This window comes from Enterobacter sp. NFIX58 (genome assembly GCF_900110475.1).
Classification (GTDB): domain Bacteria; phylum Pseudomonadota; class Gammaproteobacteria; order Enterobacterales; family Enterobacteriaceae; genus Enterobacter; species Enterobacter quasiroggenkampii.
Genome location: NZ_FODW01000001.1, coordinates 1,483,829 through 1,499,109 on the forward strand (window position 1 = coordinate 1,483,829; position 15,281 = coordinate 1,499,109).

General features: G+C 54.2%; 15 protein-coding genes. 13 read left to right on the plus strand and 2 right to left on the minus strand.

Going from position 1 to position 15,281, the window contains the following annotated elements; translation table 11 throughout:
• Positions 1-64: 64 nt before the first annotated feature.
• The 6 genes from rhtA (at position 65) to ybiO (ending at position 6,672) form a co-directional block, all read left to right on the plus strand.
• Entirely contained in the window at positions 65-952 is an 888-nt protein-coding gene (rhtA, locus tag BMW97_RS07290) for a threonine/homoserine exporter RhtA (RefSeq protein ID WP_008501172.1), read from the plus strand.
• A gap of 299 nt (positions 953-1,251) precedes the next feature.
• A complete protein-coding gene (gene dps, locus BMW97_RS07295) occupies positions 1,252-1,755 on the plus strand; it encodes a DNA starvation/stationary phase protection protein Dps (protein ID WP_008501171.1) in 504 nt (167 codons plus the stop codon).
• Positions 1,756-2,117: 362 nt separating this feature from the next.
• Complete coding sequence (gene glnH, locus BMW97_RS07305; RefSeq protein WP_023310880.1) at positions 2,118-2,861, plus strand: glutamine ABC transporter substrate-binding protein GlnH; 744 nt, start codon at positions 2,118-2,120, stop codon at positions 2,859-2,861.
• A gap of 93 nt (positions 2,862-2,954) precedes the next feature.
• A complete protein-coding gene (glnP, locus tag BMW97_RS07310) occupies positions 2,955-3,614 on the plus strand; it encodes a glutamine ABC transporter permease GlnP (protein WP_003858462.1) in 660 nt (219 codons plus the stop codon).
• Positions 3,611-4,333, plus strand: a complete 723-nt coding sequence (gene glnQ, locus BMW97_RS07315; protein ID WP_023292945.1) for a glutamine ABC transporter ATP-binding protein GlnQ — start codon at positions 3,611-3,613, stop codon at positions 4,331-4,333. Before glnP ends, glnQ begins: the two co-directional genes overlap by 4 nt.
• Positions 4,334-4,458: 125 nt before the next feature.
• Complete coding sequence (gene ybiO / locus BMW97_RS07320) at positions 4,459-6,672, plus strand: mechanosensitive channel protein (protein ID WP_045909508.1); 2,214 nt, start codon at positions 4,459-4,461, stop codon at positions 6,670-6,672.
• Positions 6,673-6,720: 48 nt separating this feature from the next.
• Here ybiO and rlmF read toward each other — a convergent pair whose 3' ends face one another.
• Positions 6,721-7,632, minus strand: a complete 912-nt coding sequence (rlmF, locus tag BMW97_RS07325; protein ID WP_045909507.1) for a 23S rRNA (adenine(1618)-N(6))-methyltransferase RlmF — start codon at positions 7,630-7,632, stop codon at positions 6,721-6,723.
• Between the two features lie 243 nt (positions 7,633-7,875).
• On the opposite strand from rlmF, the gene mcbA reads away from it, so the two are divergent.
• From mcbA to ybiJ, 3 genes are all read left to right on the plus strand, one after another.
• Positions 7,876-8,142, plus strand: coding sequence for a DUF1471 family periplasmic protein McbA (mcbA, locus tag BMW97_RS07330; RefSeq protein WP_045909506.1), 267 nt, complete (start codon positions 7,876-7,878; stop codon positions 8,140-8,142).
• Between the two features lie 120 nt (positions 8,143-8,262).
• Entirely contained in the window at positions 8,263-8,529 is a 267-nt protein-coding gene (locus BMW97_RS07335; RefSeq protein ID WP_045909505.1) for a DksA/TraR family C4-type zinc finger protein, read from the plus strand.
• A 285-nt stretch (positions 8,530-8,814) separates the two neighbouring features.
• Positions 8,815-9,075: a DUF1471 family protein YbiJ gene (gene ybiJ / locus BMW97_RS07340; protein WP_023310874.1), complete on the plus strand. Its 261-nt coding sequence runs from the start codon at positions 8,815-8,817 to the stop codon at positions 9,073-9,075.
• Between the two features lie 118 nt (positions 9,076-9,193).
• On the opposite strand, the gene ybiB is transcribed toward ybiJ, so the two are convergent.
• On the minus strand, positions 9,194-10,156 hold the full coding sequence (gene ybiB / locus BMW97_RS07345; RefSeq protein WP_045909504.1) for a DNA-binding protein YbiB: 963 nt from the start codon (positions 10,154-10,156) through the stop codon (positions 9,194-9,196).
• Between the two features lie 255 nt (positions 10,157-10,411).
• On the opposite strand from ybiB, the gene BMW97_RS07350 reads away from it, so the two are divergent.
• The 4 genes from BMW97_RS07350 (at position 10,412) to BMW97_RS07365 (ending at position 15,276) form a co-directional block, all read left to right on the plus strand.
• Positions 10,412-10,948 carry a fimbrial protein gene (locus BMW97_RS07350; RefSeq protein ID WP_045909503.1) on the plus strand — a complete coding sequence of 179 codons (537 nt, stop codon included), beginning with the start codon at positions 10,412-10,414 and terminating at the stop codon, positions 10,946-10,948.
• 68 nt (positions 10,949-11,016) lie between these two features.
• Positions 11,017-11,691: a fimbrial biogenesis chaperone gene (locus tag BMW97_RS07355; protein WP_045909502.1), complete on the plus strand. Its 675-nt coding sequence runs from the start codon at positions 11,017-11,019 to the stop codon at positions 11,689-11,691.
• Positions 11,692-11,721: 30 nt separating this feature from the next.
• Positions 11,722-14,265 carry a fimbria/pilus outer membrane usher protein gene (locus tag BMW97_RS07360; protein WP_082087750.1) on the plus strand — a complete coding sequence of 848 codons (2,544 nt, stop codon included), beginning with the start codon at positions 11,722-11,724 and terminating at the stop codon, positions 14,263-14,265.
• 21 nt (positions 14,266-14,286) lie between these two features.
• On the plus strand, positions 14,287-15,276 hold the full coding sequence (locus BMW97_RS07365) for a fimbrial protein (protein WP_045909501.1): 990 nt from the start codon (positions 14,287-14,289) through the stop codon (positions 15,274-15,276).
• The last annotated feature ends 5 nt before the right edge of the window (positions 15,277-15,281 follow it).

The following is a 15,281-nucleotide window of genomic DNA, read 5'->3' on the forward strand; positions in this document are numbered from 1 at the left end:
TAGCCGCATATTTCCTTTACACTGCAACCTTTACCTCATTTGACATAAGCTGACAGGAGAAAGGATGCCTGGGTTATCCCGCACGTCGTCGGTCTGGTTGCCGGTAGCCGTCATACTCATTGCCATGTTGTCCATTCAAAGCGGTGCCTCGCTGGCAAAATCGCTTTTTCCGCTGGTTGGCGCGCCCGGGGTGACCGCCCTGCGTATTGTGCTGGGCACGGCGATACTGGTGGTCATTTTTAAACCGTGGCGTCTGCGCTTCAAAAAGGAGCAGCGTTTACCGCTGCTGTTTTATGGACTCTCCCTGGGGGCAATGAACTACCTGTTCTACCTCTCCATCCAGACGATACCGCTGGGTATTGCCGTCGCGCTGGAGTTTACCGGCCCGCTGGCAGTGGCGCTGTTCTCCTCCCGACGTCCGGTCGATTTTATCTGGGTCGTGTTAGCCGTACTGGGCTTATGGTTCCTGCTGCCGCTGGGCCAGAGCGTTTCTGAGATTGATCTGACGGGCGCAGCGCTGGCGCTGGGCGCAGGTGCCTGCTGGGCTGTCTATATCCTCACCGGCCAGCGCGCAGGGGAAGAGCACGGTCCGGCGACCGTCGCGTTGGGTTCCCTGATTGCGGCCATCGTGTTTGTGCCCATCGGTATGGCGCAGGCGACAGAGTCTATCTGGCAATGGTCCGTCATGCCCATCGGTCTGGCGGTCGCGATTCTCTCTACCGCACTCCCCTATTCTCTGGAGATGATTGCGCTGACGCGTCTGCCGACACGCATATTTGGCACCCTGATGAGTATGGAGCCTGCGCTTGCCGCGATTTCCGGGATGGTGTTTCTCGGCGAAACCCTGACATTGACCCAGACGCTGGCGCTCTGCTCGATTATCGCGGCATCAATGGGCTCGACGCTTACCATGCGCCCGGAGCCAAAAGTTGAGAAAGTGGATATCAACTAAGGCCATATATTCTGCATGGCTTCCACGCCATGCAGAATAAAGGCCAGAAACACAGGCGTTATAATTTCTTACACACTCACGCCTGCCAGCAAAATATTCCTCTGCGTTAACTTCCCCATTCAGCAATTAAGATTGATCTGTATCAATTTATAAATTATCTAATACTTTCAATAAATTAAATTCTCAACCTCCTTCTCGCTATTAAACCGATAGGCACAGCCAAACCGCAGAGAAAAAATCCGGTGCTATACTTAGTTCCGTAATTACCTGGGACATAAACATCAAGAGGATATGAGATTATGAGTACCGCTAAACTGGTGAAAACGAAAGCGTCTAATCTGCTTTATACCCGTAACGATGTATCGGACAGCGACAAAAAAGCGACCATTGAGTTGCTGAATCGCCAGGTGATCCAGTTCATCGATCTTTCGCTGATCACCAAACAGGCCCACTGGAATATGCGCGGTGCAAACTTTATTGCCGTTCATGAAATGCTGGATGGCTTCCGCACAGCACTGGTTACCCACCTCGATACGATGGCTGAACGTGCCGTTCAGTTAGGCGGCGTGGCGCTGGGCACCACACAGGTGATCAACAGCAAAACCCCGCTGAAAAGCTATCCGCTGGATATCCATACCGTTCAGGATCACCTGAAAGAGCTGGCGGACCGCTATGCGATTGTGGCGAACGATGTGCGCAAAGCGATTAGCGAAGCGAAAGACGAAGATACCGCAGACATCTTCACCGCCGCCTCCCGCGATCTGGATCAGTTCCTGTGGTTCATCGAATCTAACATCGAATAATTCATACGAATTTTCTATCAAACCCTCGCCCTTCGGTGAGGGTTTTGCACATCTATGGTGCACGTTTTTTGCCTGAGAACGTGCAAAAGTGAAGAAATTGTAATAATCACCTCACACAACCGTTAACGGAAGATTGTTTTTTCGTCAGAATTTACGCTAAATATCTCCCCGTCAGTTGAGCCAAACGAAGCGCACCAAAACAGTGCTCCACTTTGGTGCAATAAGACCTCATTGCCCCATTTATTGTGCAATGCATGACATCATCCCCTTTACAAAACAATAGCTTGTAAAGTTGGCACGATTTTTTCATTGTGCCACCTGTTCTCGCAGGGGATCGCCCCGTGGATATAAAAGGAAATGCTATGAAGTCTGTATTAAAAGTTTCACTGGCTGCACTTACCCTGGCTTTTGCGGTGTCCTCTCAGGCTGCCGACAAACTGGTTGTGGCGACCGACACGGCGTTCGTTCCGTTTGAATTCAAACAGGGTGATAAATACGTTGGTTTCGATGTGGATCTGTGGGCCGCCGTCGCAAAAGAACTCAAACTGGATTACACCCTGAAGCCGATGGACTTCAGCGGCATCATCCCGGCACTGCAAACCAAGAACGTTGATCTGGCGCTGGCGGGTATCACCATTACCGACGAGCGTAAAAAAGCGATCGACTTCTCTGATGGCTACTACAAAAGCGGCCTGCTGGTGATGGTCAAAGCCGATAATAACGACGTAAAAAGCGTGAAAGATCTCGACGGCAAAGTGGTGGCAGTGAAGAGCGGCACCGGTTCGGTTGATTACGCGAAAGCCAATATCAAAACCAAAGACCTGCGTCAGTTCCCGAACATCGACAACGCGTACATGGAACTCGGCACCAACCGTGCTGATGCTGTTCTGCACGACACGCCGAACATCCTGTACTTCATCAAAACAGCCGGTAACGGCAAGTTCAAAGCCGTTGGCGAGTCTCTGGAAGCCCAGCAGTACGGTATCGCGTTCCCGAAAGGCAGCGACGACCTGCGCACGAAAGTTAACGGCGCACTGAAAACGCTGAAAGAGAACGGCACCTATAACGAAATCTACAAAAAATGGTTCGGTACCGAGCCTAAATAATTTCACCTGAATTCAGGTTTGTAACGCCCGGTGGCGCTGCCGCTTACCGGGCCTACGTTTTTCGTTTTTCACCACGGTATACAGGAATACATCATGCAGTTTGACTGGAGCGCCATCTGGCCTGCCATTCCACTCTTGCTTGAAGGCGCTAAAATGACTCTGTGGATTTCGGTCCTGGGTCTGGTTGGCGGGTTGATTATCGGTCTTGTCGCCGGTTTCGCCCGTACCTACGGTGGCTGGATTGCAAACCACATCGCACTGGTTTTCATCGAAGTGATCCGCGGCACCCCCATTGTCGTGCAGGTCATGTTCATTTACTTCGCCCTGCCTATGGCGTTCACTGACCTGCGCATCGACCCGTTCAGCGCAGCCGTCGTCACCATTATGATCAACTCAGGCGCCTACATTGCGGAAATCACCCGCGGTGCGGTGCTGTCGATTCATAAAGGTTTCAGTGAAGCCGGTCTGGCATTAGGTCTTTCACGTCGCGAAACGATCCGCCACGTTATTCTGCCGCTGGCGCTGCGTCGCATGCTGCCACCGCTGGGTAACCAGTGGATCATCAGCATTAAAGATACGTCGCTGTTCATTGTTATCGGCGTGGCCGAACTGACCCGTCAGGGACAGGAGATCATTGCTGGCAACTTCCGCGCGCTGGAAATCTGGAGTGCGGTGGCCGTGGTCTACCTGATCATTACTCTGGTTCTGAGCTTCGTTCTGCGTCGTCTTGAAAGAAGGATGAAAATCCTGTGATTGAATTTAAAAACGTTTCCAAGCACTTTGGCCCAACCCAGGTGCTGCACAATATCGATCTGAACATCCAGCAGGGTGAAGTGGTGGTCATTATCGGGCCATCCGGCTCCGGTAAGTCGACCCTGCTGCGCTGCATCAACAAGCTGGAAGAGATCACCAGCGGCGATTTGATCGTCGACGGTCTGAAGGTGAATGACCCGAAAGTGGATGACCGTCTGATTCGTCAGGAAGCGGGCATGGTGTTCCAGCAGTTCTACCTGTTCCCGCACCTGACGGCGCTGGAGAACGTGATGTTTGGCCCCCTGCGCGTGCGCGGCGCCAACAAAGCGGCGGCAGAAGCGCTGGCCAAAGATCTGCTGGCGAAAGTCGGCCTGGCTGAACGCGCGCACCACTACCCTTCCGAGCTGTCCGGTGGTCAACAGCAGCGCGTGGCAATTGCCCGCGCGCTGGCGGTCAAACCGAAACTGATGCTGTTTGATGAGCCTACGTCCGCACTCGACCCGGAGCTGCGCCACGAGGTGCTGAAGGTTATGCAGGATCTGGCGGAAGAAGGGATGACGATGGTTATCGTGACCCACGAAATCGGCTTCGCTGAGAAAGTGGCGTCCCGCCTGATCTTTATTGATAAAGGCCGTATCGCGGAAGACGGTAACCCGCAGGAATTGATTGCGAACCCGCCGAGCCCGCGTCTGCAGGAGTTCCTGCAGCACGTCTCCTGATCCCTCGCTTAACGCTAAAGCCGGGCTTGCCCGGCTTTTTTACGCCAGATTGTTCCCAAAAATCCCCCTCCGCGTCCCGACTTCTATACTTATCATTTTGTTCGACATTTTCACCGGAGGACGCCGTGCCGTGGATCCTGTTGCTGTTGATTAGCCTGTTTAGTGCGCCATCGTTCGCCGTCGCGATCCCCGGTGTGACCACCGGAACAACCGCCAGTCAGCAAAGTACGCCCCCTCCTGAACCCGATGTCGAACAGAAAAAAGCCGCCTACAGCGCCCTCGCCGACGTCCTTGAGAACGACACCTCCCGGCAGGAACTCATCAGCCAACTGCGGAAAGTGGCCGCCACGCCGCCACAGGAGCCGGTGCCTGTCATCACCCCTCCTCAGGTGGAGGAACAAAAAACGGTGCTGGAAAACGTCACCGACGTGAGCCGACACTATGGGGAAGCCCTCTCCTCGCGCTTTGCTCAGCTCTACCGCAACCTGATTGGCTCACCGCATAAGCCGTTTAACCCACAAACGTTTACCGCCGCCGCCACGCAGTTCCTGATACTGGCCGGTGCAGTCTTCCTTTTTTACTGGCTGGTGCGCCTGTGCGCGTGGCCGCTGTACCGCAAAATGGGGCAATGGGGACGCAGAAAGAATCAGCAGAAAAGCAGCTGGCTGCACCTGCCGTTGATGATAGCCTCAGCGTTTATCATTGATTTACTGCTGCTGGCGCTGACGCTGTTCTTAGGCCAGATGCTGGCCGACAGGCTGAACGCGGGCAACAAAACCATCGCCTTCCAGCAGTCGCTTTTCCTGAATGCCTTTGCCCTGATTGAGTTTTTCAAGGCGCTGCTGCGGTTACTCTTTTGTCCCCACGTGCCGGCGCTGCGTCCTTTCGCCATCCGGGATGAAACGGCGAAGTACTGGGCGCTGCGCCTGAGCGTGCTCAGCGGGCTGATTGGCTACGGCCTGCTGGTTGCCGTGCCGATCATCTCCAACCAGGTGAACGTCCAGTTTGGCGCGCTGGCAAACGTCATTATCATGATCTGCATTACCGTCTGGTCGCTGTATCTGATCTTCCACAATAAAAAAACCATTACCCAAAGCCTGCTGAATCTGGCCGATCGCTCCCTCTCGTTCTTTAGCCTGTTTATCCGCGCTTTCGCCCTGGTGTGGCACTGGCTGGCAAGCGCCTACTTCATCGTATTGTGCTTCTTCTCGCTGTTCGACCCGGGCAATAGCCTGAAATTCATGATGGGGGCGACGTTCAAAAGCCTGGCCATTATCGGCATCGCAGCGTTTGTCTCGGGGCTGCTGTCGCGCTGGATTTCGAAAACCATCACCCTGTCGCCGCAGGTACAGCGTAATTACCCGGAACTGCAAAAACGGGTAAACGGCTGGATGTCGGTATCGCTGAAGGTGGCGCGCATCCTCACCGTCTGCGTGGCGATTATGCTGCTCCTGAATGCGTGGAGCCTGTTTGATTTCTGGAACTGGCTGCACAACGGTGCGGGTGAGAAAACGGTCGACATCCTGATTCGCATCGCGTTGATTTTGTTCTTCTCTGCCGTCGGCTGGACGCTGCTGGCGAGCCTTATCGAGAACCGTCTGGTGTCGGATATCCACGGCCGTCCCCTGCCCAGCGCGCGGGCAAGAACGCTGTTAACCCTGTTCCGCAACGCGCTGGCGGTCATTATCAGTACCATCACCATCATGATTGTGCTGTCGGAAATCGGGGTGAATATCGCCCCGCTGCTGGCCGGTGCCGGTGCTCTGGGGCTGGCGATCTCCTTCGGGTCGCAAACGCTGGTGAAGGATATTATTACCGGCATCTTTATCCAGTTTGAGAACGGGATGAACACGGGCGATCTGGTGACCATCGGGCCGTTAACCGGCACCGTTGAGAGGATGTCGATTCGCTCGGTGGGCGTGCGCCAGGACACCGGGGCGTACCACATCATTCCCTGGTCCTCGATAACCACCTTCGCCAACTTTGTACGCGGCATTGGCTCCGTGGTAGCGAACTACGATGTGGATCGTCATGAGGATGCCGATAAAGCGAAGCAGGCGCTGCGCGATGCGGTAGAAGAGCTGATGCAGATGGAGGATATTCGCGGACTGGTGATTGGCGAGCCGTCATTTGCCGGCATTGTCGGGCTGACGAACACGGCCTTTACCCTGCGCGTGTCGTTCACCACCCAGCCGCTGAAGCAGTGGACGGTGCGCTTTGCGCTCGACAGCATGGTGAAAAAACACTTCGATCTGGCGAACGTGCGGATGCCGGTCCAGACCTATCAGGTACTGCCGCCGCCCGCAGCGCCGCTCCCACCGCAGGAGCCAACGCTGTAGCCTCGTTGCCGGGTGGCGGCTTCGCCTTACCCGGCCTACGACGGCGCGCTATTTGCGACGTTTGTTATTGTCCATAAACGTCCAGGCAATAAAGCGGCTTTGCTTCTGGCCCTGCGCCATCTCTTTTTTCACCACTTTTACGGCACCCGCTTCGGTGAGCGCGCGGTAGAGTGGCGGCAGGTTATCTCCGCGGGAAACCAGCGTCGTGAACCACTTCACCTGACGACCAAACTGTTTGCTTTCTGCAATCATGCGCAGGATAAACGCCACTTCGCCGCCTTCACACCATAATTCCTGCTGCTGACCGCCGAAGTTCAGCGCGGCATCTTCCGCCTGACCCAGGTTGCGGCGCTTGCGCTCGCTGCCCGCACGGGCCGCGGCCGCCGAATCATGGAACGGCGGGTTGCACATCGTGGCGTCATAGCTCTCATTTTTGTGAATGATACCGTTGAAGATCGACGCCGCCTCTTTCTGACGACGCAGACGAATGGCGCGGCTTAACCCAGGGTTCGCGCTGATAATCGCCTGGGCGCTGGCAAAGGCCTCGGCACCGATTTCGCTTCCGGTAAAGCGCCAGTGGTATTCATGCGCGCCGATCAGCGGGTAAATCAGATTCGCCCCGGTGCCAATATCCAGAATGGTGGCCTGCTCTGGAACAACGCCCTCATTACCTTCGGCAAGAAGATCGGCAAGGTGATGCACGTAATCCGCGCGGCCCGGCACAGGTGGACAGAGAAAGCCTTCGGGAATATCCCAGTTCGCCACACCGTAATAGTGTGCAAGCAGCGCTTTGTTCAACATTTTAACCGCCTGGGGGTCAGCAAAGTTGACCGAAGGTTCACCCGCGGGGGTCTGGACAATGTAGTCCTGTAGCGGCGGGCAGCTCAGGCATAACGCATTCATGTCGTAGCGGCTGCGGTGGCGATTTCGTGGGTGCAATCCCGGCTTTTGGGAAGTCATGGCGTTCTCCTTTAAACAGCGGCGTAAGATACCCTTTGCTGGCCCAACGGTAAATCTTTCTCTGCATCGATCAAAAATTCGACATAAATCAAACACCTTTATGTCTATGATCTGTCAGCGAAATGTCAACTGATGTTGTTCAAAAAATAAGCAGATCATCATCAAATATTTGCGCTAAGTCACACTCCTCCGGCTTCTAAACTTAAGGGGAATCACCTGTTGTTTCCTCATGAGGATGTGATTATGAAAAAGTATCTGACCCTTGCTGTTATCGCTGCCGCCCTGGCGACCGCGTCATTCTCTGCGATGGCCGTTCAGTCGCTGACCCCGAGTACCGACACCAGCCAGCTTCGGCCTGCGGGCACCGTCTCGGTAAGCCGTGCCAGCAACCTTGACGATCTCCAGTCTAAACTTGCCGAAAAAGCCCGTCAGGAAGGTGCAAAAGGCTTCGTGGTGAATTCCGCTGGCGGCGATAACCATATGTACGGCACAGCGACCATTTATAAATAATCTGCTATTTTCCCCAGACTGCATCTGTCCACCGGATGCAGTTCTCTTCCCCCTCGCCTTGACTGTTCGTTTTTTAACCCCATATTAAAAGCAGGGCTGAACCAATATCAGGAGGGCATAATGGCTTCCGGCTGGGCAAATGATGATGCCGTTAACGACCAGATCAACAGTACAATTGAAGATGCGGTAGCGCGTGCCCGCGGTGAAATTCCGCGCGGCGAAAGCTTAACTGAATGCGAAGAGTGTGGAGACCCTATTCCCGAGGCGCGCCGAAAAGCCATCCCCGGCGTAAGGCTTTGCTTCACCTGCCAGCAGCATAAAGATTCGAAAAATTCATCGCATTCGGGATATAATCGCAGGGGTTCGAAAGACAGCCAGTTACGTTGACTTTCCTTTACCTAAGTTAACCGCACAGGCCCTTACCTTTACGCTCACGATTTTTAGCGAACCGCGTAGCAAAATGTGCCCTTCATCTTTCTTCTGTAAAGCGCATCAACAAGAAGTGTAAATCGCCAGTTTGAATTTATTAATATTCAATAAGTTATTTGTCATTCAATTTTTTTGAGCAACCACGTCAATTCTCTTCGATTTTATCCCTCGTAAAAAACCGTGATACTTATCACATCGACGGAACATCGTCCCCTTAACAGAAACACCTGCGAGAGATTAATTATGAAAACCATCAAATATGCTGTAGCTGCTGTTGCCCTGTCCGCTCTGTCCTTCGGCGCTTTCGCCGTAGAGCCAGTCTCTTCAACTCAGGCACAGAACATGAATAAAGTCGGTGTGGTAAGTGCTGATGGTGCGACCACGCTGGACGGTCTGGAAGCCAAACTGGCTGAGAAAGCGGCTGCTGCCGGTGCAAGCGGATACACCATTACCTCCGCTAACGGCAATAACAAGCTGAGCGGTACCGCGGTTATCTACAAATGATCGCCTGAACGAATGCTGTCCCCTCGCCAAACCCTCTGGTGAGCTGCTCCAACCCTCATTGACCCTGTTGTTTGTTACCCTTGCTTGCCCGTCCGCCACTGGACGGGCTTTTTTTTAGTTAAAAAGACTGCGCCACGCGCGCCAGACCGTCCTCTATCGAGTCCACCTCGCCCGTCGCCAGCAGACAGCAGGCCATCTGCTGCGTAATGGCGTGCGGAACAGGGACCTGGCCCGCCAGACACTGGGTGATCCAGTGGGCGGTGGTGTGCGGATCTTTGGCTTCGGGCAACGCCACATCACGATTATCCGTCCCGCGCTCCAGAATGACGCGCGCGCCGGCAGAATCAATGTGCACAATCTGCGGGCAGCGCTGCGGGTTGGCATACACCTCCCCTTCGGTGCCGTGCATCAGTAAAGCGCGCCCGCCAACCTCTTCAAAGAACTTGCCGACTCGCGTCACGTACTCCGGATGAGAGACGCTGGAAAGCCGCAGCGCGGCATCTTCGCCAAACGGCGTTGCCAGTTTGGCCAGCGTGTGGGCGCTGTTACGCACCCCCATACGCCAGCGCATATCCAGCTGCTTTTCCAGCGGCGGGCAGAACGCACCAACCGGAATATAGACCGGCTGATGCCCGTCAAGCTTCGCCTGCGCCTGACCCGCATGAAGGGTCGGCTTGATGTCCAGCAGCTCAAAGATGGTTTGCGTCAATACGCGCGTGGGATCTTCACTTACGCCGTGTACGACAACCGGGAATCCAAGCTTGTGCAGTAAAATCGCCAGCAGCGGCGTCAGGTTTGCCTGTTTACGCGCCCCGTTATAGCTGGGGATGACAATCGGCATCGGCTTTGCGACTGGCGGCGTTAAGCGCATCGTTTGCGCCTGCATCGCCTCGTAAAAACCGCGCATCTCCGCTTCGCCTTCCCCTTTAATACGCAGCGCAATCAGGATGCCGCCCATCTCCAGATCTGGCACATCGCCATTCAGCATGTGCGTATACAGTGCCTTAGCCGTTTCGTAATCCAGGTCGCGCGCATGATTTTTGCCCCGCCCTACCTCTTTGATAATTTTGCGATAATCCACGTCTTTTCTCCTGACTACGTCATCTTGTGAACACTATAGTCCTGAAGAAGCGCTGGCCGATAGTTTTTTATGAAGACAATCAACCCGCTGATTTTTTAGCAGTTAACGAAAGACAAGCTTTATTTCAATTATTTGTGATTTCTATAGAAGATTCTAAAGCATATCTTTTTTGATTAAATAGTCGCCGAACACTATTGAGGGTCACGGTGAAAACGTCCAGGCAACGTTTTTACCCGAAACACACCAGGATTGACTATGAACAAGGTTGCTTTAGGTTTATTTATCGCTGCAACGATAGGGTGTTCTGCATCCGCCTTTGCGGCAACAAACGGTGAAGGACAGATTAACTTTACCGGCGAAATTATTGATTCTGCCTGTCAGGTAGTAAATGGATTAAGCGATCCACTCAACGTCCAGTTAGGCAAAGTTTCAAAAACGGTATTCACCGGTGCAGGCTCCACCAGCACACCAACAAAATTTGATATTCAGTTAAAAGATTGTCCGGAGACGGTCACCTCTGCAGCAATTAATTTTGGCGGTACGCCAGATGCGAATAACAGCACCACGCTGGCGTTAACGGCAGATGCGAATGCCGCAACCGGCGTCGCCATTCAATTGCTTGACTCATCTGAACAACCCGTCAGCTTATATACGCCTTCCCGCGCGTATCCACTCAACGCAGGAAGTACGGTTAACGATCTGGAATTTGCAGCGCGATATATTCAGACGCAGGCTGCCGTTACGGCTGGCCCTGCTAACTCCGTATCGACCTTCACCGTTATTTATAACTGATATTTTCAATCTGAAGATATTAGCTTTGTGTCAAAGCTAATATCTTTTCTTTATGTTGAGAAATATTTATGCGCCATGGTTATTTACTGAGCACTCTGTTACTGGTAGCCGCGACCGCTCATGCGGGAGTCATTATTAATGGCACCCGCCTGGTCTACCGGGGAGATAAAAAGGAGTCATCTCTTGGTATTTCAAATCCAGATACAACGGATTATCTGGTGCAGTCCTGGGTTGATACCGACAGTAAAAATCATGCCGCTGCGCCGTTCCTGATTACACCGCCCCTGTTTCGTCTTGATGCGAAAGAGGATAACGTACTGCGCGTCGTTCGCACCGGCGGGAATTTACCGGACGATCGCGAATCGCTGTACTGGTTAAATATTAAAGCGATTCCCTCATCGAAGCACGTTGAGGGGGTGAATACGCTGCAAATTGCGATTAATACGCGCATCAAATTACTCTACCGTCCATCGTCCGTTAAGGGCAAGCCGGAAGAGATGGCGGATAAGCTGGAATGGCATCGTGAAGGTAACGATCTGGTCGTTAATAATCCGACCCCCTTCTATATGAATTTCCAGAGCGTGGCGTTGAATGGTCATAAAATCACGAAAGCCACCTGGGCCGTGCCTGAAACCGGAACGCACATTACCCTGCCAGCCAATACGGGTGGCGATACTGTGACGTATTCCATTATTACGGATTACGGCAGCATCAGCAAAACCTGGACAAAATCCGTTCATTAATTTCATGTCTGATAACGCATTAAAATAATCATGTACAGCCATAAAAAGCCGTTCACCTGCCAATTATTCACGCTGCTGACCCTGCTATGTGGTCTGGCAGCCGTGTGTTTTGCGCAGTTCGCGTGGGCTGATGATTATTTTAACCCGGCACTGCTGGATATTGACAACCCTCAGCAGACCAAAACGGATCTCTCCGTATATGAAAAAGGGCCTGGACAGGCGCCGGGGAAATACCAGGTCGCGATCTATATTGATAATAATAAAATCGACACCCGTGACGTGACGTTTACATTGCAGCAGGATAGCCGGGGCAACAGTTCGCTTCAGCCTTGTTTTAGCCTCGAAGAGTTAAAAAGTCTGGGCATCAAAACCCAAAAATACCCGCAGTTAATGGCAAAGGGTTCGTGTGCCGACATTAGCGCCATCCCTTCGGCATCGGCCTCGTTCCACGTTCGGAATCAACAGCTGCTCCTGAGCATACCGCAAACGGCACTGGGCCAGGTGCCACGCGGCTATATCGATCCCAAAGAGTTTGATGAAGGGATCACCGCAGGCTTATTAAACTACAGCGCCAACGCCAGCCAGAGCCACGCTCGCCAGCAGGGCGAAGAGGATAACAGCAGCCAGTACGTCAATTTGCGCCCGGGCTTTAATGTCGGGGCCTGGCGCGTACGCAACTATTCCACCTGGAATCGCAGCACGACGGGCAAGGAAGAACAGCAGAAGTTCTCCTCCGTCTATACCTATGCCCAGCGCGATATCGTGTCGATGAAAAGCGATCTCACCGTCGGGCAGAGCTCTTCGCCTGCCGATGTGTTCGACAGCGTGCCCTATACCGGGGTGCAGATTAACTCCGACAGCGACATGCTGCCGGACAGCGAAAAAGGCTATGCGCCGATTATTCGCGGAACGGCGCACAGTAACGCGCTGGTGATGGTTCGCCAGAACGGCTATGTCATTTATCAGAACACCGTCGCCCCCGGCGCGTTTGAAATTAACGATCTCTACCCTACCGGCAGCAGCGGCGATCTGCAGGTGACCGTAAAAGAGACCGACGGAAGCGAAAGCCACTTTGTGGTGCCCTACGCGTCGGTGCCGGTATTGCAGCGTGAAAAAAACCTGCGCTACAGCGTAACCGCAGGCCGCTACCGCTCGTATGACAGCGACGTCGAGAAAACGCCGTTTGCCCAGGGGAGCGTAATTTACGGCTTACCTTACGGATTCACCGCCTACGGCGGCGTGCAGCAGAGCAGCCATTATCAGTCTCAGGCGGTGGGCGTCGGTAAAAACATGGGAGATTTAGGCGCCTTCTCGCTCGACGTCACCCGCGCAAAAGCGCTGCTGAAAAAACAGCAGTCCAGCAAAGGGCAGTCTGCGCGCCTCCGCTACAGCAAAGATTTTGCGGGATCGGGGACGAATTTTTCCGTGGCGGGCTATCGCTACAACAGCAAAGGGTTCTACACGCTGGAAGACACCATGGAATCCTATACCCGCTCGGATGACTGGTCGGCACCGCAGCAGCGCCGCGAGCGTGAAGAAGCCACCATCGACCAAACCCTGCCCGAAGGCTGGGGCTCAATGACGCTGAGCCTGGTCAAAGAGACCTACTGGAGCCAGAGCCAGAACATGACCTCAATGAGCGTCAGCTACAACAACAGCTGGCACGGCGTGAGCTACAGCCTGAGCTACAGCATGAACAAGAATACCGACGCCAGCGATGAAAACGGCAATTCCGTCTCCAACGACAACCAGTTTTCACTGAGCGTCTCCGTGCCGCTCGATCGCTGGATGCATAACACCTGGGCAACCTACAACCTGAACAATACCAAAGACGGCACGACGCAGAACATTGGCCTTAACGGCACGGCGCTGGCCGAAGATAACCTGAACTGGAACATCCAGGAGGGGCTTAGCCGCACCGGTAGCGGAAACTCGACCAGCATGAACGCTGACTACAAAGGCACCTACGGCGAGCTCAGCGGCGGCGTGAGTCAGGACAACTATCAGCAAAGCGTAAACGTCGGCGTGCAGGGTGGCGTTATCGCCCACGCCAACGGCATAACGCTGAGCCAGCCGCTCGGCGAAACAATTGCACTGGTCAAAGCGCCGGGCACCCATGGTACGCACATTGCCAACCAGACCGGCGTTGAAACCGACTTCCGCGGCTATACCGTGGTGCCGTTCGTCACGGCCTACCGCCATAACACGATTGCCCTGGACACCGAAACGCTGCCGGACGACGCCGACGTTACCCACGCCGCGCAGGTTGTTACCCCGACCCGCGGTGCGGTGGTGCGCGCCAGCTTTAACACCCGCGTGGGGAACCGGGTATTGATGGTGCTCACGCAAAACGGGAAACCGCTGCCCTTTGGCGCAACGGTGACCACCGACGATAAGGACAGCGAATTTATCGTGGGCAGCGGCGGCCAGACCTACCTCTCCGGCATGCCACAGCGCGGCACGCTCTCCGTTTCGTGGGGTGAAGGTGCCGGCGAACATTGCGTCGCTGAATACGCCCTCACGGATGAGAAAGACAAAAACAGCATCATTAACGCTGCCGCGCAGTGTCATTGATTCACCGTAAAGGTTGACCTTATGCAGATTGTAAAACAACTGGTGTTCTTATTCGTGCTCGGCCTGTCGGCGCTATTCATGCCCCATGCAAAGGCCGAATGTACGACGCCCGATATGCCAAAGTTGCTAAACGTGGCAACCATATCGGTACCCAGCACGTTGCCCGTGGGCGAAAGTATTCCCGGAACGGAACAAACCGTTCACGTTGCGGGAAGCTGCGACCACGCCTATGAAGCCGGTCAGGAAATTGTCTCCTGCTACTACGGCACCGGCACCGAAATTCCGGGCCTCGCCGGCGTGTACGGTACCGGCGTGGAGGGGATTGGCATTGCGCTGGTCAACGACAAAGGCCAGCGGATAACGGGCGCGGGTGGGGTCTATTGCGATTCGCGCAGTACACCCATTGGCTACATCTCAAATGATGATGCGCGAAACTTCAGCTTCGATGTCACCCTTGAACTGATAAAAACCAGCAATGCGGTAAGCTCGGGTACGCTTTCAATTGACCAGACAAAGTTTGGGATTGGCGTTTATGGCATGGACGGGATTGGTTCTCCGAACACCGTATCTTACGCTGGCGACGTCAATATTCAGGAGGTGACCTGTTCGGTTTCCCCTAAAAACCTCACCGTTGTACTAGGCGATTTTCCGGTCAGCGATTTTATCGGCATCGGCACGCTCTCCATGCCGGCGCAGGAGTTTAACGTAACGGTCAACTGTAACGCCACGGTACAGCCTGAAGTGAAAATCACCAGCGCTAACGGCTATGAGACCGGCTACGCTGGGGTGATCAAACTCACTCAGCAGCCCGGAATGGCCACCGGGGTCGGGGTGCGAATGTTGTTCGACAACGATATCGCCACCTTCGATCAATACGTCACGACCTCCAGCGAGGCCGTTGCCAACCAGACGCTGGATATTCCTTTCCAGGTGCGCTACCAGCAAATCAGCGACGAGGTCACGCCCGGCCCGGCCAACACCGTAGCCACCATAACTCTGGCCTATAAGTGACGATG